Below are 24,097 nucleotides of genomic sequence, written 5' to 3' on the forward strand. Positions count from 1 at the left end.
TTCGCTATGAAGCGCATCACGATCCGCAAGCACTTCGCGGTGGCGGCACTGGCCCTGGCGGCCGCGACCGGCGCCGGCGCCAAGACGCTGGTGTTCTGTTCCGAAGGCAGCCCGGAAAATTTCTATCCCGGCGTCAACACCACCGGGACCTCGTTCGACGGCAACGAGCCGATCTACAACCGCATCGTCGAATTCGAGCGCGGCGGCACCAAGGTCGTGCCGGGCCTGGCGGAAAAGTGGGAGATCTCGCCGGACGGCCTGACCTACACCTTCCACCTGCGCAAGGGCGTCAAGTGGCACAGCCACCGCTCTTTCAAGCCTTCCCGCGACTTCAACGCCGATGACGTCGTGTTCGCCTTCGAGCGGCAGTGGAAGGAATCCGACCCCTACTTCAAGGTCACCAGCAGCAACCACTCGTACTTCAACGACATGGGCATGCCCAAGACGCTGAAGAGCGTGGACAAGGTGGACGACTACACCGTCCGCATCACGCTGAACACGCCCGAGGCGCCGTTCCTGGCCAACCTGGCGATGCCCTACGCGGCGATCCAGTCCAAGGAATACGCGATCGCCATGCTCAAGGCCGGCACGCCGGAGAAGCTCGACCAGGAGCCGATCGGCACCGGCCCGTTCTACCTGGTGCAGTACCAGAAGGACGCCGTGATCCGCTACAAGGCCTTCCCGCAGTACTGGGGCGGCAAGGCCAAGATCGACGACCTCGTGTACGCGATCACGCCGGACGCTTCGGTGCGCTGGGCCAAGCTGCAAAAGGGTGAGTGCCATGTCATGCCCTACCCGAACCCGGCCGACCTGGAAGCGATCCGCAAGGACCCGAACGTCCAGGTGCTGGAGCAGCCGGGCCTGAACGTCGGCTACCTGGCCTACAACGTCACCAAGAAGCCGTTCGACGATGCCCGCGTGCGCAAGGCCGTTAACATGGCGATCAACAAGAAGGCCATCCTGGACGGCGTGTACCTGGGCACCGGCATCGCTGCCAAGAACCCGCTGCCGCCCTCGATGTCGGCGTACAACGACACGATCAAGGACGACCCCTACGATCCGGAAGGCGCGAAGAAGCTGCTGGCGCAGGCCGGCTTCAAGGACGGTTTCACCACCGACCTCTGGGCCATGCCGGTGCAGCGCCCCTACAACCCCAATGCCAAGCGCATCGCTGAACTGATGCAGGCCGACCTGGCCAAGGTGGGCATCAAGGCGGAGATCAAGACCTTCGAGTGGGGCGAGTACCGCAAGCGCATGCAGGCGGGCGAGCACCAGATGGGCATGCTGGGCTGGACCGGCGACAACGGCGACCCGGACAACTTCCTGGCCGTGCTGCTCGGGTGCGAGTCGGCCAAGACCAACGGGTCCAACGTTGCCAAGTTCTGCAACCCGCAGTTCGAAGAGCTGATCCAGAAGGCCAAGCAGGTCACCAAGCCGGCGGACCGCGACGCGCTGTACAAGAAGGCGCAGGTGATCTTCAAGGAGCAGGCGCCCTGGTTCACCATCGCCCATGCCGTGCAGCTCAAGCCGGTGCGCAAGGAAGTAGTGGACTTCAAGCTGTCGCCCTTCGGCCGGCACAACTTCTACGGCGTGGACATCAAGTAGTCCACCGCCGCCCCCGCGCAGGCAGGGGCCCGGCGCGAGCGGCCCTTCCGGGCCGCTTCTTTTTTGGGCGGCCCGGGTTCCCGCCTCCGCGGGAATGACGAACAATCGACGCATGCGCACCGCCATCGTCTCCGCCATGCACGAGGAACTCTCGGCCGTCCTCGCGCTCTTGCCGGACGAGCACAAGCAGGTGGCGGCCGGCCGCGAGTTCTGGGTCGGGCACCTGCACGGGCAGGAGGTCGTCGCCGTGCTCTCGCGCATCGGCAAGGTGGCGGCGGCGACCACGGCCACGGCCCTCATCGAACGCTTTCGCGTCGACCGCATCCTGTTCACGGGGGTGGCGGGAGGCGTCGCGCCGGAGGTGAACCGCGGCGACGTGGTGATTGCCGACGCCTTCCTGCAGCACGACCTCGACGCCTCCCCGATCTTCCCGCGCTACGAGGTGCCGCTGTATGGCACGGACCGCTTCGCCACGGATCCCGGGCTCACCGCGAAGCTGGCCGCCGCCGTGCGCCAGGCGCTGCACGGCACGCACGTGCACCGCGGCCTGGTCGTCAGCGGCGACCGTTTCGTGTCCAGCCTCGCCGAGAGCCTGGCCTTGCAGCGGGCCTTGCCGGAGGCGCTCGCCGTCGAGATGGAAGGTGCCGCGTTCGCGCAGGTGTGCCGCGACTACGGCGTGCCCTTCGCGGCGGTGCGCACCGTGTCCGACCGTGCCGATGACGCGGCGCACGGCGACTTCCTCAGCTTCATCGACCAGGTGGCGAGCCGCCACTCCGCGGCCATCGTCCAGGCCTTCCTGCAGGCAGCCTGATCAGTCGTCGTCGATGTCGATGGTGAGGCCCAGCGTCCAGAAGGAGGGCAAGGGGCCGGCCAGGCTGTGGGCATGGCTCAGGTCCACGCTCCACGATCGCCCCGCCGCCCAGCGGGCGCCCCCGCGCACGTAGTGCGTGCCGGACTCGAGGTAACGCTCGGCGACGAAGGACCAGCGCGGGATGGCCGTCCATTCGACCGCAAGCCCGCCGTTGGCCAGGTCGCGGTCCCCGCGCAGGAAATCCCGGCCGGCGTTGGCGTGCAGCGCCCAGGCCGGCGAGGCGCTCCAGGTCGCCAGCGCGGCGAAGCGGGTGCCCGCGTAGCGTGGATGCTGGTGCGCGCTCCACTGGGGCTGCAGGTCCAGCCCCACGCTGAAGCCCTGCGCGACCTTGCGCGCCCACTTCACCTCGAGATTCCAGGCGGTGGCCGATGGGCCGTCGCCGCGTGCGTACTCGCCCGCCGCGCCGAGTTCGACCGGCCCCACGCGGCAATTCGTGCCTGCGTGCAGCAACCGCCGGCCGCCGGCCTCGCCGCTGAACCAGGTCTCGCCTTCGCACTCGCCCCGCGACAGGATCGCGGCATCGTCGACCGCGTGGTGGCCGCCGGCGGCCTGCGCGCTGCCGCAGGCGCAGGTCACCAGGATGGCGGCGCCAAGCCGCGCCGATCTGCTCGCCTTCATGCCCCTCCGATGCCGCCGCCGCGGGCGGCCGCACGCATCATGCCTTCAGGCACGCGGTCCGGCGAACTGCGCCGTCAGCAAGGCGACGACCGCGAGTGCGCAGACGACGGTGGGGCCGGAAGGCAGGTCCCAGACCGCGGACAGGGCCAGGCCGATCGCATACCCCAGGGCGCCCACCCCGTAGCCGACGGCCAGGCGGCCGCGGCCCTGCCAGCGCAGCGAGGCGAGCGCGGGCACGATCAGGCTGGTGAAGACCAGGTACACGCCCACCAGCTGCACCGAGGCGGTCACGGCCAGGGCGAAGGCGGCGTAGAAGCCGAAGCGCAGGCGGCGGGTCCAGCCGAGCGCGAGGGCAAGAACGAGCAGGGCGCTCACCGCGGCGAGCGCCAGCAGCTGCGGCGTGGCCACCCACAGGATCTGGCCCACGAGCAGGTCCTTCAGGTGTTCGCCGCCGTGCGGGTTGCCCGCGAGCAGCAGCAGCCCGACGGAGGCGGCGAGCACGAACAGGACCCCGATCAGCGCCTCCTGCTGCGCGGGCGCCTTGCGCTCGGTCCACGTGAGCAGCGCCGCCCCGAGCAGGGCTGCGGCGAGCGCGGCGGCCTGCACCGCGACGCCGTGTTCCGGCAGGCCCAGCGCGTCGGCCGCGATCACCCCCAGGCCCGCGATCTGCGCGATCGCCAGGTCGATGAAGACGATGCCGCGGTCCAGCACCTGCATGCCCAGCGGCACGTGGCTGGCGAGCACGAGCAGGCCCGCCACGAGCGCGGGGCCGAGGATGGCCAGGTCGATCGCGCCCCAGTTCATTTCGCGTTCAGGCCGGCCAGCAGGCGCGCGAGCGTGTCGTCGTAGAGCCCGACGAGGTCCTTGGCCGCATCGCTGCCGCCGACCGTGAACGGGACCTTCACCGCGGGGATGCCGGCGTTGGTCGACAGCCATTCGGCGGCGCGGGGGCTCTGGTAGGCCGCGTAGACGACCATGCGCGCCGGCGAGGCCTTCAGCGTGGCGAGCACCGCCTGCAGGTGCGCGGCACTCGGCTCCACGCCGGGCTTGGGCTCCAGCACGGCGACCTCCTTGAGGCCCAGCCAGTCGTAGAGATAGGCGAAGGCCTTGTGCTGCGAGACCACGGCCAGGCCGCGCAGCGGCGCGGCCTGGGTGTTCCAGCGCGCCATCGCCTGCTGCCACTTCTGCTGGAAGGCGGCGCCTTGCTGCGCATATTGCGCCGCGTTGGCCGCGTCCACCTGCTGCAGGCGCGCCGTCAGTTGCAGGGCGACCGCCGCGACGTTGCGCGGATCGGTCTGGATGTGCGGGTTGCCCGCGGCATGGACGTCGCCCTGGGAGCGGTCGACCGAGCCGGGGACTTCGAGCTTGCGGACGAAGTCCGCCGCCGCGAAGGAGCCGGGTTGCCCCGCCTGGACTTTCTCGTTGCCCGACTGCTGCTGCAGCACCGGCAGCCAGCCCACCTCCAGTTCGGCGCCCGTGCACACCAGCAGGTCGGCCGAGCGCATGCGCGCGATCAGGCTGGGGCGCGCCTGGACCTGGTGCGGGTCCTGCAGGGCGGTGGTCGCGGAACTGGCCTCGACCAGCTTGCCGCCCAGCTCCTGCGCCAGCGCGGCCCACTCGGGTTCGCAGGCGAAGATGCGCACGGCCGCCTGTGCCGGGGCAGCCAGGGCCCCCAGGGCGAGGGCGGCGGCGAACAGGGATGGATGCGGGAACTTCATGATCGTCTCCTTCAATAGCGGTGCGCGCCATGCGCGCCCAGGCTCATCTGGTACTGCAGCAGCCATTGGGTGTCGGTCAGGCCGGCGGGACGGGCGCGGTCGCGCGCCACCTGGAAGCGCACGCGCGAGAACTCGCTCGGGTTCCAGTCCAGCATCAGCGTGTTCTTGCCGGGCGAGCCGCCGTCCACCGCGACCAGCCCGGTGTTGCTGCCGTAGTCCGGCGTTCCGGGGGAAAGACGCTCCGTGCGCAGGCCCACGCGCCAGCGCGGCATGAACTGGTAGACGCCTTGCAGGTACCAGCCCGATTGCGTGACGCGGTAATCGCCCGCATCCGGCAACGCGCCGACGCGCAGGCTGCCTTCGCGCCGGCTCTGGATGTATTCCCCCTGCAGCTGGAAACTGGTGCGCGTGGCGTTGCCCCCCGGTGCCCACTTCCACACCGCGTCCGCGATCCAGGCGCGGGTCGTGCCGCTGAAAAAGGTGGGCAGGTCGGCGCCGGCCGGATCGGAGGCGAGCAGTTCCTGGTCCTGCGCCCGGGTGTCCAGCCAGGACAGGCCGGCGCGCCAGCTGTGGCTCTCGCCGATGTCGCCGCCGGTGTGCGCGGAGAGCGAGAGCATGCCGCGGCCGTTGCGCGAGCTGTCGCTACCGGGGAAGCTGCGGCCCCGCCCGAGTTCGGCGCCCAGCTCCAGGTAGCGGTCGGTCGGGGCCAGCCAGGTCAGCCGCACGCCGTCGTCCGCGTACTGGCCGCCCAGCATGGCCTGGTAGGCGAGCGGCGCATCGGCGAAGTCCCAGACATGCGCGTGCTGCGAATTGAGGTAGCCGATGCCGGAGAAGAAGCGGCCGGCGCGCAGCGTGAGCCCCTTGCCGAGCGAGGTGGTCTCGACGAAGGCTTCCTCCACCGACACGCTGTTGTCGGGGGCGAAGGCGATGGAGGCTGCGCCACGGAACCACGGGTCGATGTTCGCGGCGATGCCCAGCTCCGACTCGGCCAGGCTGAAGCCGCGCACGCCCGGCCCGATCTCCGCGTCCGGCGGCAGGGGGAAGCCGCGGATGCGGTAGTTCGCCGGATCCTGGGAGCTGTTGAAATAGCCGCCGGACAGGATCAGCGAGAGGGCCGGCTGGAAGCCGCCACCGCTGGCGGGCGCCGGGACAGGCGCCGGCGTGACCGCGACGGCCTGCGCGGGCGCCGGTGCAGGCACGGGTCCTGGCGACGCCGGCACCGCGGATGCGGCCGGTGTCGCGACGGCCCGTTCGGCCGCCTGCAGCCGCTGCTCGAGGGCGCGAATGCGCTGCTCGTACTCGGCGCGCATGGCGTCCAGCTCGCGCCGCAGCGCCTGGGTGTCGGAAGAAGAAGGGGCGGGCTGCGCCAGCGCGCTCCCCGCAGCCAGGCACAGGATCCATCCTGCCTGGCGCAATCCACGGCCCATGAGGACCTCCTGCACGAAAGAAAGCGGGCGCCGCGCGCGCGTGGCGCGCGGCAACGGGTTTCAGGCGTGCGAGGACGGGGGCGCGCGGCTGGCGTAGAAACGCGCGGGCGCGCCGATGTGGTGCGCGCGGGGGGCGAAGGAGGGCGTGGCGTGGGGCAGCCCGATGGCCGCCGGCGCGGCGGTGACCGGCGCCGGCGCCCCGCTGCCCAGGGCAGCCGCGACCACGCACAGGTCGCAGGCGCTGGCGGCCAGGGATGCCGGGTCGCGCTGTTCCTTCACGCTCGCGTGCAGGTGCAGCAGCGCATGCGACGCCGATGCCCATTGCGCCACCGGCAGCCACAGCGCGAACGCGAGCAGCCAGCCCAAGCGGCGGCTGCGGTGCGCGGAGCGGAAGGCGGCGAAGGCCATGGCGGGCCGCATCATACGACCGGGCCGGCTAGCGCAGCCAGCCGCGCTTGTGGAAGTACCACATGGGCACCAGGGCGCTGGCGATCATCAGCACCAGCACGTAGGGGTAGGCGCCACGGCCCAGCGCCTGCAGCTCGGGGAACTGCAGGTTCATGCCGTACAGGCTCGCGACCAGGGTCGGCGGCAGCAGCGCGACGCTCGCCACCGAGAAGATCTTGATGGTGCGGTTCTGGTTGATGTTGATGAAGCCGACCGTGGCGTCCATCAGGAAGTTGATCTTGTCGAACAGGAAGGCCGTGTGGTTGTCCAGCGATTCGATGTCGCGCAGGATCTGCCGCGCCTCCTCGAACTGCTCGGCGGTCAGCATGCGGCTGCGCATCATGAAGCTCACCGCCCGGCGCGTGTCCATCACGTTGCGGCGGATGCGCCCGTTCATGTCCTCCTGCCGCGCGATCGCCTCCAGCGACTCGCCGGCCAGCGTGTCCGTGACCTCGCCGGAAAGTACCTGCTTGCTCACCGCCTCGAGCTCGTCGTAGATGCCTTCCAGCGTGTCGGCCGAATATTCGGCGTCCGCATCGAAGAGCTTGAGCAGCACCTCCTTCGCATCCTCGATCAGGCCGGGCGCGCGCCGCGCACGCAGGCGCAGCAGCCGAAACACCGGCACGTCCTCGTCGTGGATGGAGAACAGCACGCCATGGCTCTTGAGGCTGCTGTTCATCAGGTTGAGGATGAAGGCGACCCGCACGGCGCGCGGTTCGTCGCCGGCTCCGGCGATCAGGAAGTCGCTGCGGATGTGGAGGTCGCCGTTGTCCTCTTCATAGAAGCGCGCGGACTCCTCGATGTCCTCGTCCATCGCGTCTTCCGGGATGGACAGGCCGTAGTACTGCTTGATCCAGCGCTTCTCCTCGATCGTGGGCGCCTCGAGGTCGACCCAGATCGGCTGGAAGCGCGAGAGCTCCTCCAGCGACTCGATCTCTTCCTGGACGAGCCGGCCGTTGGCGAGCGTGAAGATGTTGAGCATGGCTCCCGTCCCGTGCGTTCGTGTTGTGGTCTGGCGGTGGCTGGGGGGCTTCCAACGCGCCGCGGCACGGGCGTTGAAAGCTACCGACTAGGGTAGGTTTCCAAGGAGCGCTCTCCCGGGGGTTGGGAAGCCCAGGATTATGCCGCGCGAGCCCCCGCCCAGCGGCGTCCGGCGGCCCGGGTATGGCCAAACGTCCAGTGTTTTCCGTTGGTCGGTCAAGAGGCCTGCCACTGTTGAGGCGCAATCGCAGGACAAATCCTACACGGCTGGGCCAGAACGTCCGACACCACAGCTCAGGAGCTCGCCCTACATTGGCTTCATCCCCCCGGGTCCCCGCCCGGTATAGACCCCGCAAGGAGCCGAGATGATCCAGCTAGCGACCGACCCCAATGCCAGCCGCTCGAACTGGCGTCCCGCCGCGGCCGACGCCAAGGACAGCACCTTGGCCGGCCACCGTCCCCGCAGCGGCCACGCCTGGCCGTTCATCGCACAGATGTACGTGGAACGGACGCCCTCCTCGCAGGAAACGAAGCGCACCCCCAGCAGCGACAGCGGCAGCTGAGCCGCCCTCGCACGGAGCCATCATGTACAAGGAACCCAAGTCCACCAACCGCTTCAACGACACGCCCCGCGACAAACCGCAGGCCGAACGTGTCGAGCACGGCAACCTGGAGCGCCCGGGCGCGCAGGCGCACCCCAAGGCGGCCGGCCAGTGGAACCGCCTCGACGCCGCCGCGCTCTGGCGCGTGCGTTGATCCGCATGTCCTGATCCTCTCTCGCGACAGCGGCCCCCGCGGCCGCTGCTCGTGCTTGCACGGCCCTTTCGAGGGCCGTTTGCATTTCTGGTCTCCTGGTGGAACCGCCCGCATGCGCATGCGCAATGCCTGGCGTCACAGGTCCTTGCGCGTGCCCCATCCCGCTTGCAATTCGCGCCTGAGCCTTGAGGGATATCCATGGACTTCGTCGCAGGCGGCGGGCATAGTGGGTCGCAGACACCGACAGCGACTTCCTTCCCCCGCGCCGCCAACGGCGCCCGTGTTTCCATCCACCAGGAGGCTCCATGAACCTGACGATCAGCGGTCACCACCTCGAAGTTACCCCCGCTCTCCGGAATTACGTGACCACCAAGCTCGATCGCATCACCCGTCACTTTGAACAGGTCGTGGACATCAAGGTACTTCTCACCGTCGAAAAGCAGAAGGAAAAGGAACGAAGGCAGCGCGCGGAGTGCAGGATCCACGTGAAGGGCAACGACCTCTTTGCCGAGAGCGCCCATCACGACCTCTATGCCGCCCTGGACGAACTGGTCGACAAGCTGGATCGCCAGGTGGGCCGCCACAAGACGCGCATGCAGGACCACCACTGCGACGCCCCGAAACGGGTGATGTAAAGCAAACGACAACGGGGCCCCTTGCGGGCCTTTTTCGTCATCGGCTCAGGCAGGTCGGCCGTTTGGGGGCAGTGCACGGTCACGAGTGCATAATCCGCCCACCTAACCATGAACCGCCTCGCGTCCATCCTGCCGCCCGCCCAGGTCCTGGTCGGCGTCGACGCCACGAGCAAGAAGCGCGCGTTCGAGGAAGCCGGCCTGCTGTTCGAGAACCTGCACGGCCTGTCCCGCGCGCTCATCACCGACAGCCTGTTCGCCCGCGAGCGCCTGGGCTCCACCGGCCTCGGCCACGGCGTCGCCATCCCGCACGGCCGCATCAAGGGCCTGAAGTCGCCCATGGCGGCCCTGTTCCAGCTGGGCAGCCCGATCGGCTTCGACGCCCCCGACGAGCAGCCGGTCAACCTCCTGATCTTCCTGCTGGTGCCCGAGGCGGCGACGCAGAAGCACCTGGAAATCCTGTCCGAGATCGCCGAGCTGCTGAGCGACGCGCCCCTGCGCGAGAAGATCCGCCACAGTGCCGACGCCAGGCAGCTGCACCAGCTGATCGCCGACTGGCAGTCCGCCCAGCCGCAGTAAGGCGCGCGCGCGTTTGAAACCCACCGTCGTCAGCGCCGACGTCCTGTTCGAGGACCACCGGGCCCAGCTCAAGTGGGAATGGGTCGCGGGCCTGGGCGCTTCCGAGCGGCGCTTCGACGAGGTGGCGGTGCGCAAGGCGCGCTCCGGCGCCGACCTGGTCGGCTACCTCAATTACATCCACCCTTACCGGGTGCAGATCCTGGGCGAGCGCGAGGTGGCCTACCTCACGAACGCCACCCAGGAAGACTGCGCGCGCCGCATCTCCCGCATCGTGACGCTGGAGCCGCCGGTGCTGGTGCTCACCGATGGCCAGCAGGCGCCCGACGCGCTGCTGTCCATGTGCGAGCGGGCGCAGATCCCCATGTTCTCGACCGCCGAGCCCTCGGCCTTCGTGATCGACGTGCTGCGGGCCTACCTGTCCAAGCACTTCGCCGAACGCACGTCCATGCACGGCGTGTTCATGGACATCCTGGGGCTGGGCGTGCTGATCACGGGCGAGTCGGGCCTGGGCAAGAGCGAGCTGGGGCTGGAGCTGATCACCCGCAGCAGCGGCCTGGTGGCCGACGACGCGGTGGATCTTTACCGCGTGAACCAGACGACCATCGAGGGCCGCTGTCCCGAGCTGCTGCAGAACCTGCTGGAGGTGCGCGGCATCGGCCTGCTCGACATCCGCGCGATCTTCGGCGAGACGGCGGTGCGGCGCAAGATGCGCCTGCGCCTGATCGTGCACCTGGTACGGCGCGAGACCATGGAGCGCGAGTACGAGCGCCTGCCCTACGAGCCGCTCACGCAGGACGTGCTGGGCGTGCCCGTGCGCAAGGCCGTCATCCCGGTGGTCGCCGGCCGCAACATGGCCGTGCTGGTGGAAGCGGCGGTCCGCAACACGATCCTGCAGCTGCGCGGCGTGGACACCTACCAGGAGTTCGTCGAGCGCCACCGCCGCGCGATGGAAAAGGGCAGCTAGTGCAGCCCCTCCGGGCCTCTGCGGGCAAGACGTTTACTTCGGCCGGTTCGGGCAGCCGACCTTGGTGCAGTGGGCGTACAGGCTCAGGGCGTGGTCGGCGATCTCGAAGCCCTTGAGCTTGGCCACGTCGTTCTGGCGCCGCTCGATCTCGGCGTCGTAGAACTCCTCGACCCGCCCGCAGTCCAGGCACACGAGGTGGTCGTGGTGCTGGCCTTCGTTCAGTTCGTAGACCGCCTTGCCGCTCTCGAAGTGGCTGCGGCTCAGGATGCCGGCCTGCTCGAACTGCGTGAGAACGCGGTAGACGGTGGCCAGGCCGATGTCGGTGCGTTCTTCCAGCAGCACGCGGAAGACGTCTTCGGCCGTCATGTGGCGCTGCTCGCCCTTGTGGAAGACGTCGAGGATCTTCAGCCGCGGCAGCGTGGCCTTGAGTCCGGTGCTCTTGAGTTCGTCGATGTTCGCCATGGTGCTGCCGCTACAATGGCCCGATCATATCGCCTGCCCCTCCCATGCCTGCCATGCCCCTGAGCCAGAGGCACCGCGTCCTGGCCGCCGCCGCGTTGCTTGCCGCCCTCGGCGGCTGCAGCACCGTGGATGGTTATTCGCACAGTCTGCTCAACTCCATCACGCCGTACAGGGTGGAAGTGGTGCAGGGCAACTTCATCTCGCGCGAGCAGGTCGACGCGCTGCAGAAGGGCATGAGCCGCGAGCAGGTCCGCAACGTCCTGGGCACGCCGCTGGTCACCAGCCTGTTCCACGGCGACCGCTGGGACTATGTGTTCACGCTCAAGCGCCGCGGCACCGACGCGCAGAAGCGCCACCTGGCCGTCTTCTTCAAGGACGACGCGATGGACCGCGTCGAAGGCGACACCATGCCCAGCGAGTCCGAGTTCGTGACCACCCTGGACACCACGCGCAAGGTCGGCAAGGTGCCGCGCCTGGAGGCGACCGAGGAGGAGCTCAAGGCCTTCCAGTCCAAGAACCAGGCGGCGGCAGCCGCGGCAGCGTCCACGTCCCCCGCGGCGGCAGCCCCCGCCGCCGCGGCCGCGGCGCCCACCAGCTACCCGCCGCTCGAGTCGGCGCCGCGTTGAGGGCGCCATGGGCAAGAGCACACAGGCTTTGCGGACGGTCGCCGTGAGCGGCGCGGTGCAGCCGCCGCCCGCGGGCAGCACCCAGCACCAGGTGGCGGTGGCCGGCGCCTCCGGGCGCATGGGCCACATGCTGATCGAGGCGATCCGCGCTTCCGAGGACTGCCGCCTCGCCGGCGCGCTGGACATGGCCTCCAGCCCCGCGATCGGCAACGACGCCGCCGCCTTCCTGGGACACGCCAGCGGCGTGCCCGTGACCGCCGAGATCGCCGCGGGGCTGGCGCACGCGCAGGTCCTGATCGACTTCACCCGGCCCGAAGGCACGCTGGCGCACCTGCGGGTCTGCCGCGAGCACGGCGTGAAGGCGGTGATCGGCACGACCGGTTTCACCGACGCGCAGAAGGCGCAGATCGCCGAGGCCGCCAAGGACATCGCCATCGTGATGGCGCCCAACATGAGCGTGGGCGTGAACGTCACCATGAAGCTGCTGGAGATGGCCGCCAAGGCGCTGGCCACGGGCTACGACATCGAGGTGATCGAGGCGCACCACCGGCACAAGGTGGATGCGCCCTCGGGCACCGCGCTCAAGATGGGCGAGGTGATCGCGCAGGCGCTCGGCCGCGACCTGAAGGACTGCGCGGTGTACGAGCGCCACGGGCACACCGGCGAGCGCGACCCGTCCACCATCGGTTTCTCCGCCATCCGCGGCGGCGACATCGTCGGCGACCACACGGTGCTCTTCGCCGGCACCGGCGAGCGCATCGAGATCGTCCACCGTTCCGCCAGCCGCGCGACCTACGCCCAGGGCAGCCTGCGGGCGGTGCGCTTCCTCGCCGGCCAGCAGAAGGGGCTGTTCGACATGTTCGACGTCCTCGGCCTGCGTTGAGGCGATGACCCCCCACGGTCGCTGCGTCGCACCCGTCCTGCCTCCCCGAGGGAGGCGCGCCCGCCTCCGGCGGCGGGCCGCATGAGCTTCACGGACCTGTTCCGCCAGGGCGACGCCGTCACCCAGGCGGTGGCGATCCTGCTGTTCGCCATGTCGGTCGCGAGCTGGGTCGTGATCCTGTGGAAGGTCTGGATGCTGCAGCGCGCCCGCATCGGTGTCGCCCGCAGCACGGCCGCCTTCTGGCAGGCCGGATCGCTGCCCGAAGCACGCAGCAAGGTGCAGGCCTTCGACCGCGAGGCGCTCGTGCTGCCGCTGATCGTCGCCAGCGAGGAAACCGCCTCCGGCTCGCTGGCTGCCGCCGGCGACCGCTCGCAGCAGCTCACGCGCCTGCTGCGCAACGCCCTGCATGCCGTGCTCGGCAAGCTGCAGTTCGGGCAGGTGCTGCTGGCCACCGTCGGCTCCACTGCACCATTCGTGGGCCTGCTGGGGACCGTCTGGGGCATCTATCACGCGCTCACCGGCATCGCCAACGCCGGCCAGATCACGATCGACAAGGTGTCGGGGCCCGTGGGCGAGGCCCTGGTCATGACCGCCGCCGGGCTCGCGGTGGCGATCCCCGCCGTCCTGGGCTACAACATCTTCGGCCGCCTGATCGGCCGCATCGAGGCGGACCTGGAAGGCTTCGCCTTCGACCTGCGCGAACTGCTGACCCACGGCGCCCGCCAGCCCGTCGAGGCGGAGTAGCCATGCCCTTCGGCCGGCTGGAACGCACCCAGGGCGAGCCGCCGATGAGCGAGATCAACGTCACGCCCCTGGTGGACGTGATGCTGGTGCTGGTGGTCATCTTCATCATCACCGCGCCCCTGCTCGCCAGCTCGATCCGGCTGGACCTGCCCCGGGCCGAAGGCACGCAACCGGGCGATGCACCGAAGTTCGTCACCGTGGTGGTGGACAAGGCGGGGCAGGTCTTCCTCAACGACAAGCCGGCCACGCCGGAACAACTCGCTACCCATCTCGCCGCCGCGGCGAAACAGAATCCGGACACCGAGATCCAGCTGCGGGCCGACCAGGGCGTCCCGTACGGCAAGGTGGTGGAGGTCATGGGCATTGCCCACAGGGCGGGGCTGTCCCGCATCGGGTTCGTCGCAGAACCCTCCAAATAAGGCGGGGCAGGGGGTCGCCCCTACAATTTCGCGATCATGGAAGACAAGTACAACCACCTGGCGGTGGAAAAGGCCGCCCAGGCCGAGTGGACGGCGCGCGACGCGTACCGCGTGACGGAGGAGGCGGGCCGCAAGAAGTTCTATGCCTGCTCGATGCTGCCCTACCCCTCGGGCAAGCTCCACATGGGGCACGTGCGCAACTACACGATCAACGACATGTTGACGCGCTACCTGCGCATGAACGGCTACAACGTCCTGATGCCCATGGGCTGGGACGCCTTCGGCCTGCCGGCGGAGAACGCGGCGCTGAAGAACAAGGTGCCGCCCGCGAAGTGGACGTACGAGAACATCGCGTACATGAAGGGCCAGATGCAGGCCATGGGCCTGGCCATCGACTGGTCGCGCGAGATCGCCACCTGCGATCCGAGCTACTACAAGTGGAACCAGTGGCTGTTCCTGAAGATGCTGGAAAAGGGCATCGCCTACCGCAAGACCCAGGTCGTGAACTGGGACCCGGTGGACATGACCGTGCTGGCCAACGAGCAGGTGATCGACGGCAAGGGCTGGCGCACCGGCGCGGTGGTCGAAAAGCGCGAGATCCCGGGCTACTACCTGAAGATCACCGACTACGCCCAGGAGCTGCTGGAGTACGTGCAGAAGGACCTGGACGGCTGGCCTGAGCGCGTGAAGCTGATGCAGGAGAACTGGATCGGCCGCAGCGAGGGCGTGCGTTTCGCCTTCACGCACGACATCCGCGGCCAGGACGGCAAGCCGATCGGCGACGGCCGCATGTACGTGTTCACCACGCGCGCGGACACGATCATGGGCGTGACGTTCTGCGCGGTCGCGCCCGAGCACCCGCTGGCGACGCACGCGGCGCAGTCGAATCCCAAGCTCGCGCAGTTCATCGAGGAGTGCAAGAAGGGCGGCACCACGGAAGCCGAACTGGCGCTGCGCGAAAAGGAAGGCATGCCCACGGGCTTGAAGGTGATGCATCCGCTCACCCACGAGCCGGTGGAGGTCTGGGTCGGCAACTACGTGCTCATGGGCTACGGCGACGGCGCCGTGATGGGCGTGCCGGGCCACGACGAGCGCGACTTCGCCTTCGCCCTGAAGTACGGCCTGCCGATCGTGCAGGTGGTGCACGTCGACGGCCAGGACTACGACTACCGGCACTGGCAGGACTGGTACGCCGACAAGGAGAACGGGGTCACGATCAACTCCGACATCTTCAGCGGCTTCCGGTACCAGGAGGCGGTCAAGGCGGTGGCGCACCACCTGCAGCAAAAGGGCCTGGGCGAGATGAAGACCACCTGGCGCCTGCGCGACTGGGGCATCAGCCGCCAGCGCTACTGGGGCACGCCGATCCCGATCATCCACTGCGACGTGCACGGCGCCGTGCCGGTGCCGGAGAAGGACCTGCCGGTCGTCCTGCCGCAGGACTGCGTGCCGGACGGCAGCGGCAACCCGCTGAACAAGCGCGAGGACTTCCTCGCCTGCAAGTGCCCCGTGTGCGGCAGCGACGCGCGCCGCGAGACGGACACCATGGACACCTTCGTGGACTCGTCCTGGTACTTCATGCGCTATTGCGACCCGAGGAACGACGAGAAGATGGTCGCTAGCGGCACGCAGTACTGGATGCCGATGGACCAGTACATCGGCGGCATCGAGCACGCGATCCTGCACCTGCTGTACGCGCGCTTCTGGACCAAGGTGATGCGCGACCTGGGCCTGGTGAAGATCGACGAGCCGTTCACCCGGCTGCTGACGCAAGGGATGGTGCTCAACGAAGCGTTCTCGCGCACCGCCACCGGCAAGCAGTATTTCTGGACGCACGAACTGGACATCCAGCGCGACGAACACGCCAAGGTGATCTCCGCCACGGCGAAGGCCGACGGCCAGCCGGTGACCTACGAGGGCTGGACCACCATGTCCAAGTCCAAGAACAACGGCGTCGATCCGCAGGAGCTCATCGAGCGCTACGGCGCCGACACCGCCCGCCTGTACACGATGTTCACGGCGCCGCCCGAGGCGACGCTGGAGTGGAACGACGCCGCCCTGGAAGGCAGCTACCGCTTCCTGCGCCGCGTCTGGAACTTCGGCGCGAAGCTGGGCGCCGGCGGCGAGGTGAAGGCCGCCAGCTACGGCAAGCAGGCGCAGGCGCTGCGGCGCGAGTTGCACACCGCGCTGCGCCAGGTGGACTACGACTACCAGCGCATGCAGTACAACACCGTGGTCTCGGGCGCGATGAAGATGCTCAACGCGCTGGAGGACTTCAAGGGCGAGGGCGAGCCGGGGGCGCAGGCCGCGCTGCGCGAGGGCTTCGGCCTGCTGCTGCGCGTGCTGTATCCCGTGACGCCGCACATCGCCTGCGGGCTGTGGAAGGAGCTGGGCTATGCCGCCGTGAACGGCGATCTGCTCGACGCACCCTGGCCGAAGGTCGACGAAGGGGCGCTCAAGCAGGACGAGGTCGAGCTCATGCTGCAGGTCAACGGCAAGCTGCGCGGCTCGATCCTGGTGCGCGCGGACGCGGGCAAGGCCGAAATCGAGAAGATCGCCCTGGCCAGCGAAGGCTTCACCAAGTTCAGCGGCGGCGCGGCGCCCAAGAAGGTGATCGTCGTGCCCGGTCGCCTGGTGAACGTGGTCGTATGAAGCGCAGGGACGTCTTTCCGCTCCTCGGCGCCAGCCTGCTGGCCGGCTGCGGTTTCCATCTGCGCAAGGCGCCCGACTTCGCCTTCGACACGCTCGTGCTGAACGCGCCGGAGAGCTCGCCGCTCGCGGCCGAACTGCGGCGCTCGATCGCCTCGGACGGCAAGGTGCGCGTGCTGGCGACGGCTGCCGCCGCCACGCCCGCCGGCGGCGCCGCTTCCGCCCCGGCGGCGCCCGCGGCCGCCAGCCAGGTCGTGTTCGACCTGCTGCAGGAACTGCGCGAAAAGACCGTGGTGGGGCTGAACTCCACCGGCCAGGTGACCGAATTCCAGCTGCGCAGCCGCATCCGCTTCCGCGTGCGCAACGCGCAGGGCCAGGAGCTGATTCCGGAAACCGAGCTGGAACAGCACCGGGACATTTCCTTCAACGAATCCGCCGCCCTGGCCAAGGAAGCCGAGGAGTCGCTGATGTACCGCGACATGCAGAGCGACCTGGTGCGGCAGCTCATGCGGCGCCTGGCGGCCCTGCGCACGCTGCAGGCCTGACCGGGCGCGGCCGGGCGCGCCTGTCGGACGGGGCGCCACAGGCGGACTGTCGCGCCAGCCCCGGGCCGGCGACGCGGTCCTACACCTCCGCCGGTCCGGCGGTGCGAACCTTTCGGCTGTTGTCGTGCTTGCGCACTTGCGATGCGCAGCCGACAGCCCCATCTTGGGGCTACACGTGGGAGCTTCGCCATGGATGCCACCGGAACCTCGTCCACCCAGTCGCACATCGTCAAGGAAGGGCACTACGGCGCGCGCAACTACGCTCCCGTGCCGGTGGTGGTCGACCACGCGAAGGACTGCCTGGTGTGGGACGTGGACGGGCGCGAATACATCGACATGATGAGCGCGTACTCGTCGGTGAGCCACGGCCACCTGCATCCGCGCATCGTCGCGGCGGCGCAGCGCCAGATGGAGAAGGTGGCGGTGATGTCCCGCGCCTACTACAGCACCACGCTCGGGCCCCTGCTGGAGAAACTCAGCCAGGTGACGGGCTTCGAGCGCGTCCTGCCCATGAACACCGGCGCCGAGGCGGTGGAGACCGCGATCAAGTGCGCGCGCCGCTGGGGCCACCGCGTCAAGGGCATCCCGGACGGCGAGCAGCGCATCCTGGTCGCGCGCGGCAACTTCCACGGGCGCACCAGCACGATCATCGGCTTCTCCAGCGAGGAGGAGTACCGCGCGGGCTTCGGCCCCTTCTGCGGCGGCTTCCAGCATTTCGACTACGGTGACATGGCCAGCGTCAAGGCCGCCGCCACGGCCAACACCTGCGCCGTGCTGATCGAGCCGATCCAGGGAGAGGCGGGCGTGGTGGTGCCGCCGCCGGGCTTCTTCCGGGACTTGCGCGCGTGGTGCACCGCCAACCAGGTGCTGCTGATCGACGACGAAGTGCAGGCGGGCCTGGGGCGCACTGGCACCTGGTTCGCTTTCGAACACGAGGGCATCCGGCCCGACGCGCTGATCCTGGGCAAGGCCCTGGGCGGGGGGCTGCTGCCGGTGAGCGCCTTTTGCGCCGACGACAAGGTGATGCAGGTCTTCGTGCCGAACAGCCACGGCTCCACCTTCGGCGGCAATGCGCTGGCCGCGGCCGTGGCCCTGGAAGGGCTGAAGGTGCTGGAAGAGGAAGGCCTGGTCGCCAATTGCGCGGCCAAGGGCGAGTACCTGTTCAAGCGCCTGCGCGAGGTGCAGGAGGAAGTGAAGCCGCTGATCCGCGACGTGCGCGGCCGCGGACTGTGGATCGGCGTGGAGATCGATCCGTCCTGCACCACGGCGCGCGACCTGGTCTTGCGCCTGGCCGCGGCCGGCGTGCTGTCCAAGGAGACGCACGACACCGTGATCCGCTTCGCGCCGCCCCTGACCATCACCCACGCCTTGATGGACAAGGCGGTGGAGATCTTCCGCAAGGTGGCGGTGGAGCGACACCGGGAGCTCGGACTGGCCCGGGCCTGACGGGGGCGGCCGGTAAACTCCCGGCATGCAGCTTGCCCCTGCCCAACTCAGCCAACACCTCGAACGCGGCCTGCGGCCGCTGTACACACTGCACGGCGACGAGCCGCTGCTGGTGCAGGAGGCCGCGGACGCGATCCGCGCGGCGGCACGCGCCCAGGGCCATACCGAGCGCACCGTGCACACGGTGGCCGGCGCCCACTTCGACTGGAGCGCGGTCCTGGCCGCGGGCGGTTCGCTCAGCCTGTTCGCGGACAAGCAGATCGTGGAGATCCGCATTCCCTCGGGCAAGCCGGGCAAGGACGGCAGCACCGCCTTGCAGCAGGTCGCCGAGGGTGCGCAGGGCAACGACAGCACCCTGACGCTGGTCCTGCTGCCGCGCCTGGACTTCCAGACGAAGAAATCGGCCTGGTTCGCCGCGCTCGAGAACGGCGGCGTGGCCATCGAGGTGCAGCCGGTGGAGCGCAGTGCGCTGCCGCAATGGATCTCCCAGCGCCTGGCCCGCAACAACCAGCGCGTGCTCGCGGGCGAGGAGGGCCAGCGTACCCTGCAGTTCTTCGCCGACCGCGTCGAGGGCAACCTGCTGGCCGCCCACCAGGAGATCCAGAAGCTGGCGCTGCTCTATCCCGCCGGCGAGCTGCGCTTCGACCAGGTCGAAAGCGCGGTGCTGAACGTGGCCCGCTACGACGTGTTCAAGCTCTCGGAAGCGGTGCTCGCCGGGCAGGTGGCCCGCGTGCAGCGCATGCTGGACGGCCTGCAGGCCGAGGGCGAGGCGGAGGTGCTGGTGCACTACACGCTGGCCGAGGACATCCGCGCCCTCAAGCGCGTGAAAGATGCCATGGCGGAGGGCCGGCCGCTGCCCATGGCGCTGCGCGAGCAGCGCGTCTGGGGCCTGAAGGAAAAGCTGTTCGAGCGCGTCCTGCCCCGGTTGTCCACCACGGCACTGGAAAACCTGCTGCATGGCGCCCATGTAGTGGACGGGATCGTGAAGGGGCTGAAGGCGCCCGGCTGGCCAACCGACGGCTGGCAAGCCCTCCGCCAACTCGCGCTGGGGCTGTGCCTGGAGTGTTCCGGCAGGCCCCATCCGGCGCGCGGATAATGAACAGATGAATGCCGTGAATATCGCCGAGCACATGCATGGCCTCGGGCTGCAGGCCCGGGCGGCTTCTGCTCGCATGGCCGCGGCGTCGGCCGCCGAGAAGAGCCAGGTGTTGCGCGGGCTGGCCGCCCTGCTGCGCGCGAGCGGTGACGCGCTGCAGGCCGCCAACGCCCAGGACATCGCGCGCGCGACCGCCGCCGGCCTGTCCGCTCCGATGGTCGACCGCCTGAAGCTCACGCCCAGGACCATCGAGACGCTCGCGGTCGGCTGCGAGCAGCTCGCCACGATGCCCGACATCATCGGCGAGGTGCTCGGCATGAAGCAGCAGCCCAGCGGGATCCGCGTGGGCCAGATGCGCGTGCCGCTGGGCGTCTTCGGCATGATCTTCGAGAGCCGGCCGAACGTGACGATCGAGGCCGCGAGCCTGTCGATCAAGAGCGGCAATGCGTGCATCCTGCGCGGCGGCTCGGAGGCGATCGAGTCGAACAAGGCGCTCGCGCGCCTGGTGCAGCAGGCGCTGGTCGAAGCCGGCCTGCCGGCGGAGGCGGTGCAACTGGTGCAGACCACCGACCGCGAGGCCGTGGGCCAGCTGATCACGATGCCCGAGTACGTGGACGTGGTCATCCCGCGCGGCGGCAAGGGCCTGATCGAGCGCATCTCGCGCGAAGCGAAGGTGCCGGTGATCAAGCACCTCGACGGCAACTGCCATGTCTACGTCGACGATCCCTGCGACGTCGCGATGGCGGTGAGCCTCGCGGACAACGCCAAGACGCAGAAGTACAGCCCTTGCAACGCCAGCGAAAGCCTGCTGGTGGCGCGCGGCGTGGCCAAGGCCTTCCTGCCCGAGATCGGCGCGATCTTCGCCGCCAAGGGCGTGGAGATGCGTTGCGACCCGGAGGCCAGGGCCATCCTGGCGCAGGTGCGCGGCGCCGACCTGAAGGACGCGACCGAGCAGGACTGGTCCGAGGAGTACCTCGCGCCCATCATCAGCGTCAAGCTGGTGGCCGGCGTGGACGAGGCCATCGCCCACATCAACCGCTATTCCTCGCACCACACCGACGCCATCGTCACCCGCGACCACCTGCACGCGCAGCGCTTCCTGCGCGAGGTGGATTCGGCAAGCGTGATGGTCAATGCCAGCACGCGCTTCGCCGACGGCTTCGAATACGGCCTGGGCGCGGAGATCGGCATCAGCACCGACAAGTTCCACGCCCGCGGCCCCGTGGGCATCGAAGGCCTCACCTCCCTGAAATGGATCGTCCTGGGCAACGGCGAAGTGCGGACCTGATCCCCCACAACAACAAGAGGGCCGCATGGTTCCGCATCTCATCACGGCCCTGACCGGCCCGATCAACGAACTCGAGCAGCGCATCCTGGAATCGATGCCGGCGGTGGAGCGCTGGTTCCGCCTGGAGTGGATGGAGCACACGCCCCCGTTCTACTGCTCGGTGGACATCCGCAATGCCGGCTTCAAGCTGGCGCCGGTGGACACCAACCTGTATCCCGGCGGCTGGAACAACCTGACCAACGACATGCTGCCGCTGGCGGTGCAGGCGGCGATGGCGGCGATCGAGAAGATCTGCCCGGAGGCCAAGAACCTGCTGGTCATACCGGAGAACACGAGGAACACCTTCTACCTGAGCAACATCGCCCAGCTGCAGAAGATCTTCCGCATGGCGGGGCTCAACGTGAAGATCGGCTCCATCGATCCCGCCATCAAGAAGGCCACGCCCATCGAGCTGCCCGGCGGCGACAGGATCACGCTGGAGCCGGTGGTGCGCAGCAAGCGGCGCCTGGGCCTGAAGAACTTCGACCCCTGCACCATCCTCCTGAACAACGACCTCACGGCCGGCGCGCCCGGCATCCTGGAGGACCTGCACGAGCAGTACCTGCTGCCGCCGCTGCACGCCGGCTGGTCCGTGCGGCGCAAGAGCCGCCACTTCCAGAGCTACGAGGAGGTGGCCAAGCGCTTCGGCAAGATGCTGGGCATCGATCCCTGGCTGGTGAACCCGATGTTCAACCGCTGCGGCGAGCTCGATTTCCACAAGCAGGAAGGGATGGAGTGCCTGCGCTCCAACGTCGACGCGCTGCTGTCCAAGATCCGCAAGAAGTACAAGGAATACGGCATCAACGAGAAGCCCTTCGTCGTCGTCAAGGCCGACAACGGGACCTCCGGCATGGGCATCATGACCGTGCGCGACGTGAAGGACCTCGATGCCATCCGCCAGCGGCCGAAGAACAAGCCGCCGGTGGTCAAGACCGGGCAGGCCATCACCGACGTGATCATCCAGGAAGGCGTGCTCACGGCCGAACGCATCAACGAGGCCGTGGCCGAGCCCGTCGTGTATCTGATGGACCGCTACGTGGTGGGCGGCTTCTACCGCATCCACGCCGAGCGCGGCACGGACGAAAACCTCAATGCGCCGGGCTCCAGCTTCGTACCGCTCGCTTTCGCGGAGAGTACGCGCTTACCTCAACCCGGCCAGAAGCCGGGAGCGAGTGCGCCCAACCGCTTCTATATGTATGGCGTGATCGGCCGCCTCGCCATGCTGGCGGCGAGCTACGAGCTCGAAGCCACGGACCCCGAAGCCGAGGTCTACGACTGACGGCGCGCCGGCTCGGTTGCTGCACCGCAACATCGGCCCGGCAAGCCGGCCGCGCGGGCGCACAATAACGCTCCCCAAGTTCAAGACCCCGCCGGACCCTGTCCGGGACGGGGCTGTTCGTGCAGAACTCGAAATCGTCGCTTGCCGCGCTGACCCTCGGCGCCATCGGTGTCGTCTACGGTGACATCGGCACCAGCGTCCTGTACGCCGTGAAGGAGGTGTTCGGAGGCGGGCACGTGCCGTTCACCCCGAACAACGTGTACGGCATCCTGTCCATCTTCTTCTGGACGCTGACCGTCATCGTCTCCATCAAGTACGTGGTGCTGGTCCTGCGGGCCGACAACAACGGCGAGGGCGGCCTGATCGCCATGCTGGCGCTGGCCTCGCAGGCGGTGAAGGACAAGCCGAAGCTGCGCCCGGTGCTGCTCGCGGTGGGCATCTTCGGCACCTCGCTGTTCTACGGCGACGGCGTCATCACGCCGGCGATTTCGGTGCTGTCCGCGGTCGAGGGCCTGAAGGTCGTGTCGCCGAACTTCGAGGACTGGGTGATTCCGCTCACCCTGATCGTGCTGCTTTGCCTGTTCCTGGTCCAGAAGCGCGGCACCGGCGGCATCGGCAAGTTCTTCGGCCCGATCACGCTGGTGTGGTTCTTCACCATCGCCGCGCTGGGCGTCTCGGAGATCGTCAAGCATCCGGAGATCCTCAAGGCCATCAGCCCGCTCTACGCGATGCGCTTCATGTGGGCGAACCCGGGCGTGACCTTCATCATCCTGGGCGCGGTGGTGTTGTGCGTCACCGGCGCCGAGGCGCTCTATGCCGACCTCGGCCACTTCGGCAAGAAGCCGATCCGGCTGGCCTGGTTCAGCGTGGTGATGCCCTGCCTGACCCTCAACTACTTCGGCCAGGGCGCGCTGCTGCTGGCGCGGCCCGAGGCGGTGAAGAATCCGTTCTACATGATGGCGCCGGACTGGGCCCTGGTGCCCCTGGTGGTCCTGGCGACCGCGGCCACGGTCATCGCCTCGCAGGCCCTGATCACCGGCGCCTTCAGCGTGACCAAGCAGGCGGTGCAGCTCGGCTACCTGCCACGCCTGAACGTGCAGCACACCAGCGTGCGCGATACCGGCCAGATCTACCTGCCGGCGGTGAACTGGGGGCTGTTCGTCGCCATCGTCATCGCCGTGGTGATGTTCCGCTCCTCCAGCAACCTGGCTTCGGCCTATGGCATCGCCGTGACCCTGGACATGCTGATCACGACGACGCTGACCTTCTTCGTCATCCGCTACGGCTGGAAGTACCCGCTGTGGCTGTGCATCGTCGCCACGGGCTGGTTCTTCGTCGTCGACATCACCTTCTTCGCCTCCAACCTGCTCAAGCTGGTCGATGGCGGCTGGTTCCCGCTGATGATCGGCGGCATGGTCTTCACGCTGATGATGACGTGGAAGCGCGGCCGCGACATCCTGAACGAGAAGTTGCGCACCGACGCCATCGACCTGCGAAGCTTCCTGGAATCGGTGTTCACCGCGCCGCCGCTGCGCGTGCCCGGCACGGCGGTCTTCCTGACCGCGGAACCCGGCACGGTGCCCAATGCCATGCTGCACAACCTGAAGCACAACAAGGTGCTGCACGACCACAACCTGTTCGTGACGGTGCGCAACCATCCGGTGCCCTGGGTCGGCCTGGACAAGCGCGCCGAAATCGAGTCGCTGGGGCACGACTGCTGGCAGGTCACGCTGCACTACGGATTCAAGAACGACCCGGACGTGCCGCGCGCACTGGAGCATGTGCGCACGCGCGGCTGCGAGCTCGACCCCATGACCACCAGCTACTTCCTCTCGCGCGACGTGGTGGTGCCCACCATCGGGGGCGGCATGGCGCAGTGGCGCGAGAAGCTGTTCGCGCAGATGCACCACAACGCCAGCGCTGCCGCGGACTTCCTCAACCTGCCGAACAACTCCGTGGTGGAGTTGGGCAGCAAGGTCGAGATCTAAGCAGTCTGGAGGCGGGCCCGTTTGCCTGCCGCCCA

Annotated in this window: 25 protein-coding genes; 18 read left to right on the forward strand and 7 right to left on the reverse strand. The window is 68.7% G+C overall.

Annotation, left to right across the window (positions count from 1 at the left end):
* Positions 1-6: 6 nt before the first annotated feature.
* Positions 7-1,605 carry an ABC transporter substrate-binding protein gene (locus tag AC3EGR_RS22750; protein ID WP_488548808.1) on the forward strand — a complete coding sequence of 533 codons (1,599 nt, stop codon included), beginning with the start codon at positions 7-9 and terminating at the stop codon, positions 1,603-1,605.
* Between the two features lie 112 nt (positions 1,606-1,717).
* Entirely contained in the window at positions 1,718-2,416 is a 699-nt protein-coding gene (locus tag AC3EGR_RS22755; protein ID WP_488548809.1) for a 5'-methylthioadenosine/adenosylhomocysteine nucleosidase, read from the forward strand.
* Here AC3EGR_RS22755 and AC3EGR_RS22760 read toward each other — a convergent pair whose 3' ends face one another.
* From AC3EGR_RS22760 to AC3EGR_RS22785, 6 genes are read right to left on the reverse strand one after another with little or no spacing between them, the layout of a single operon-like run.
* Positions 2,417-3,094: a hypothetical protein gene (locus AC3EGR_RS22760; RefSeq protein ID WP_488548810.1), complete on the reverse strand. Its 678-nt coding sequence runs from the start codon at positions 3,092-3,094 to the stop codon at positions 2,417-2,419.
* A gap of 45 nt (positions 3,095-3,139) precedes the next feature.
* Positions 3,140-3,898, reverse strand: a complete 759-nt coding sequence (locus tag AC3EGR_RS22765; protein ID WP_488548811.1) for a metal ABC transporter permease — start codon at positions 3,896-3,898, stop codon at positions 3,140-3,142.
* On the reverse strand, positions 3,895-4,812 hold the full coding sequence (locus tag AC3EGR_RS22770; protein WP_488548812.1) for a metal ABC transporter substrate-binding protein: 918 nt from the start codon (positions 4,810-4,812) through the stop codon (positions 3,895-3,897). The genes AC3EGR_RS22765 and AC3EGR_RS22770 overlap by 4 nt, the downstream gene beginning before the upstream one ends.
* 11 nt (positions 4,813-4,823) lie before the next feature.
* Entirely contained in the window at positions 4,824-6,239 is a 1,416-nt protein-coding gene (locus AC3EGR_RS22775; RefSeq protein WP_488548813.1) for a hypothetical protein, read from the reverse strand.
* 60 nt (positions 6,240-6,299) lie between these two features.
* On the reverse strand, positions 6,300-6,647 hold the full coding sequence (locus AC3EGR_RS22780; RefSeq protein ID WP_488548814.1) for a hypothetical protein: 348 nt from the start codon (positions 6,645-6,647) through the stop codon (positions 6,300-6,302).
* Positions 6,648-6,675: 28 nt separating this feature from the next.
* Positions 6,676-7,668: a magnesium and cobalt transport protein CorA gene (locus tag AC3EGR_RS22785; protein ID WP_488548815.1), complete on the reverse strand. Its 993-nt coding sequence runs from the start codon at positions 7,666-7,668 to the stop codon at positions 6,676-6,678.
* Positions 7,669-8,032: 364 nt separating this feature from the next.
* On the opposite strand from AC3EGR_RS22785, the gene AC3EGR_RS22790 reads away from it, so the two are divergent.
* From AC3EGR_RS22790 to hprK, 5 genes are all read left to right on the forward strand, one after another.
* Positions 8,033-8,230: a hypothetical protein gene (locus tag AC3EGR_RS22790; RefSeq protein WP_488548816.1), complete on the forward strand. Its 198-nt coding sequence runs from the start codon at positions 8,033-8,035 to the stop codon at positions 8,228-8,230.
* A gap of 22 nt (positions 8,231-8,252) precedes the next feature.
* Positions 8,253-8,423 carry a hypothetical protein gene (locus AC3EGR_RS22795; protein WP_488548817.1) on the forward strand — a complete coding sequence of 57 codons (171 nt, stop codon included), beginning with the start codon at positions 8,253-8,255 and terminating at the stop codon, positions 8,421-8,423.
* 305 nt (positions 8,424-8,728) lie between these two features.
* Positions 8,729-9,058 (forward strand): ribosome hibernation-promoting factor, HPF/YfiA family, encoded by a 330-nt coding sequence (gene hpf, locus AC3EGR_RS22800; protein WP_488548818.1) that lies wholly within the window; start codon positions 8,729-8,731, stop codon positions 9,056-9,058.
* Between the two features lie 108 nt (positions 9,059-9,166).
* Positions 9,167-9,634, forward strand: a complete 468-nt coding sequence (locus AC3EGR_RS22805) for a PTS sugar transporter subunit IIA (protein ID WP_488548819.1) — start codon at positions 9,167-9,169, stop codon at positions 9,632-9,634.
* A 13-nt stretch (positions 9,635-9,647) separates the two neighbouring features.
* The gene (gene hprK, locus AC3EGR_RS22810; protein ID WP_488548820.1) at positions 9,648-10,598 is read left to right on the forward strand and encodes an HPr(Ser) kinase/phosphatase; all 951 of its coding nucleotides are present in this window, start codon (positions 9,648-9,650) and stop codon (positions 10,596-10,598) included.
* A gap of 33 nt (positions 10,599-10,631) precedes the next feature.
* On the opposite strand, the gene fur is transcribed toward hprK, so the two are convergent.
* A complete protein-coding gene (fur, locus tag AC3EGR_RS22815; RefSeq protein ID WP_488548821.1) occupies positions 10,632-11,060 on the reverse strand; it encodes a ferric iron uptake transcriptional regulator in 429 nt (142 codons plus the stop codon).
* A gap of 44 nt (positions 11,061-11,104) precedes the next feature.
* Between fur and AC3EGR_RS22820 the strand changes: the two genes are divergently transcribed.
* The 11 genes from AC3EGR_RS22820 (at position 11,105) to AC3EGR_RS22870 (ending at position 24,062) form a co-directional block, all read left to right on the forward strand.
* Positions 11,105-11,686 carry an outer membrane protein assembly factor BamE gene (locus AC3EGR_RS22820; RefSeq protein ID WP_488548822.1) on the forward strand — a complete coding sequence of 194 codons (582 nt, stop codon included), beginning with the start codon at positions 11,105-11,107 and terminating at the stop codon, positions 11,684-11,686.
* A gap of 7 nt (positions 11,687-11,693) precedes the next feature.
* Positions 11,694-12,569 carry a 4-hydroxy-tetrahydrodipicolinate reductase gene (gene dapB / locus AC3EGR_RS22825; RefSeq protein WP_488548823.1) on the forward strand — a complete coding sequence of 292 codons (876 nt, stop codon included), beginning with the start codon at positions 11,694-11,696 and terminating at the stop codon, positions 12,567-12,569.
* 81 nt (positions 12,570-12,650) lie between these two features.
* Positions 12,651-13,313, forward strand: coding sequence for a MotA/TolQ/ExbB proton channel family protein (locus AC3EGR_RS22830; RefSeq protein WP_488548824.1), 663 nt, complete (start codon positions 12,651-12,653; stop codon positions 13,311-13,313).
* A 2-nt stretch (positions 13,314-13,315) separates the two neighbouring features.
* Complete coding sequence (locus AC3EGR_RS22835; RefSeq protein ID WP_488548825.1) at positions 13,316-13,732, forward strand: ExbD/TolR family protein; 417 nt, start codon at positions 13,316-13,318, stop codon at positions 13,730-13,732.
* A gap of 36 nt (positions 13,733-13,768) precedes the next feature.
* A complete protein-coding gene (gene leuS / locus AC3EGR_RS22840) occupies positions 13,769-16,384 on the forward strand; it encodes a leucine--tRNA ligase (protein WP_488548826.1) in 2,616 nt (871 codons plus the stop codon).
* Positions 16,381-16,926 carry an LPS-assembly lipoprotein LptE gene (locus tag AC3EGR_RS22845; protein ID WP_488548827.1) on the forward strand — a complete coding sequence of 182 codons (546 nt, stop codon included), beginning with the start codon at positions 16,381-16,383 and terminating at the stop codon, positions 16,924-16,926. Before leuS ends, AC3EGR_RS22845 begins: the two co-directional genes overlap by 4 nt.
* Before the next feature lie 189 nt (positions 16,927-17,115).
* The gene (gene rocD / locus AC3EGR_RS22850; protein WP_488548828.1) at positions 17,116-18,372 is read left to right on the forward strand and encodes an ornithine--oxo-acid transaminase; all 1,257 of its coding nucleotides are present in this window, start codon (positions 17,116-17,118) and stop codon (positions 18,370-18,372) included.
* Positions 18,373-18,397: 25 nt separating this feature from the next.
* Positions 18,398-19,468: a DNA polymerase III subunit delta gene (gene holA, locus AC3EGR_RS22855; RefSeq protein WP_488548829.1), complete on the forward strand. Its 1,071-nt coding sequence runs from the start codon at positions 18,398-18,400 to the stop codon at positions 19,466-19,468.
* 7 nt (positions 19,469-19,475) lie between these two features.
* The gene (locus AC3EGR_RS22860) at positions 19,476-20,756 is read left to right on the forward strand and encodes a glutamate-5-semialdehyde dehydrogenase (RefSeq protein ID WP_488548830.1); all 1,281 of its coding nucleotides are present in this window, start codon (positions 19,476-19,478) and stop codon (positions 20,754-20,756) included.
* Between the two features lie 25 nt (positions 20,757-20,781).
* Positions 20,782-22,074 (forward strand): glutamate--cysteine ligase, encoded by a 1,293-nt coding sequence (gene gshA / locus AC3EGR_RS22865; protein ID WP_488548831.1) that lies wholly within the window; start codon positions 20,782-20,784, stop codon positions 22,072-22,074.
* Positions 22,075-22,193: 119 nt separating this feature from the next.
* A complete protein-coding gene (locus AC3EGR_RS22870) occupies positions 22,194-24,062 on the forward strand; it encodes a potassium transporter Kup (RefSeq protein WP_488548832.1) in 1,869 nt (622 codons plus the stop codon).
* The last annotated feature ends 35 nt before the right edge of the window (positions 24,063-24,097 follow it).

Source organism: Ramlibacter sp. G4-7, assembly GCF_057784995.1.

Bases quoted from the DNA above. Each gene is read 5' to 3' on its own strand.
- AC3EGR_RS22750 (WP_488548808.1), top strand. From the start codon at position 7: ATGAAGCGCATCACGATCCGCAAGCACTTCGCGGTGGCGGCACTGGCC.
- AC3EGR_RS22755 (WP_488548809.1), top strand. From the start codon at position 1,718: ATGCGCACCGCCATCGTCTCCGCCATGCACGAGGAACTCTCGGCCGTC.
- AC3EGR_RS22760 (WP_488548810.1), bottom strand. From the start codon at position 3,094: ATGAAGGCGAGCAGATCGGCGCGGCTTGGCGCCGCCATCCTGGTGACC.
- AC3EGR_RS22765 (WP_488548811.1), bottom strand. From the start codon at position 3,898: ATGAACTGGGGCGCGATCGACCTGGCCATCCTCGGCCCCGCGCTCGTG.
- AC3EGR_RS22770 (WP_488548812.1), bottom strand. From the start codon at position 4,812: ATGAAGTTCCCGCATCCATCCCTGTTCGCCGCCGCCCTCGCCCTGGGG.
- AC3EGR_RS22775 (WP_488548813.1), bottom strand. From the start codon at position 6,239: ATGGGCCGTGGATTGCGCCAGGCAGGATGGATCCTGTGCCTGGCTGCG.
- AC3EGR_RS22780 (WP_488548814.1), bottom strand. From the start codon at position 6,647: ATGGCCTTCGCCGCCTTCCGCTCCGCGCACCGCAGCCGCCGCTTGGGC.
- AC3EGR_RS22785 (WP_488548815.1), bottom strand. From the start codon at position 7,668: ATGCTCAACATCTTCACGCTCGCCAACGGCCGGCTCGTCCAGGAAGAG.
- AC3EGR_RS22790 (WP_488548816.1), top strand. From the start codon at position 8,033: ATGATCCAGCTAGCGACCGACCCCAATGCCAGCCGCTCGAACTGGCGT.
- AC3EGR_RS22795 (WP_488548817.1), top strand. From the start codon at position 8,253: ATGTACAAGGAACCCAAGTCCACCAACCGCTTCAACGACACGCCCCGC.
- hpf (WP_488548818.1), top strand. From the start codon at position 8,729: ATGAACCTGACGATCAGCGGTCACCACCTCGAAGTTACCCCCGCTCTC.
- AC3EGR_RS22805 (WP_488548819.1), top strand. From the start codon at position 9,167: ATGAACCGCCTCGCGTCCATCCTGCCGCCCGCCCAGGTCCTGGTCGGC.
- fur (WP_488548821.1), bottom strand. From the start codon at position 11,060: ATGGCGAACATCGACGAACTCAAGAGCACCGGACTCAAGGCCACGCTG.
- AC3EGR_RS22820 (WP_488548822.1), top strand. From the start codon at position 11,105: ATGCCTGCCATGCCCCTGAGCCAGAGGCACCGCGTCCTGGCCGCCGCC.
- dapB (WP_488548823.1), top strand. From the start codon at position 11,694: ATGGGCAAGAGCACACAGGCTTTGCGGACGGTCGCCGTGAGCGGCGCG.
- AC3EGR_RS22830 (WP_488548824.1), top strand. From the start codon at position 12,651: ATGAGCTTCACGGACCTGTTCCGCCAGGGCGACGCCGTCACCCAGGCG.
- AC3EGR_RS22835 (WP_488548825.1), top strand. From the start codon at position 13,316: ATGCCCTTCGGCCGGCTGGAACGCACCCAGGGCGAGCCGCCGATGAGC.
- leuS (WP_488548826.1), top strand. From the start codon at position 13,769: ATGGAAGACAAGTACAACCACCTGGCGGTGGAAAAGGCCGCCCAGGCC.
- AC3EGR_RS22845 (WP_488548827.1), top strand. From the start codon at position 16,381: ATGAAGCGCAGGGACGTCTTTCCGCTCCTCGGCGCCAGCCTGCTGGCC.
- rocD (WP_488548828.1), top strand. From the start codon at position 17,116: ATGGATGCCACCGGAACCTCGTCCACCCAGTCGCACATCGTCAAGGAA.
- holA (WP_488548829.1), top strand. From the start codon at position 18,398: ATGCAGCTTGCCCCTGCCCAACTCAGCCAACACCTCGAACGCGGCCTG.
- AC3EGR_RS22860 (WP_488548830.1), top strand. From the start codon at position 19,476: ATGAATGCCGTGAATATCGCCGAGCACATGCATGGCCTCGGGCTGCAG.
- gshA (WP_488548831.1), top strand. From the start codon at position 20,782: ATGGTTCCGCATCTCATCACGGCCCTGACCGGCCCGATCAACGAACTC.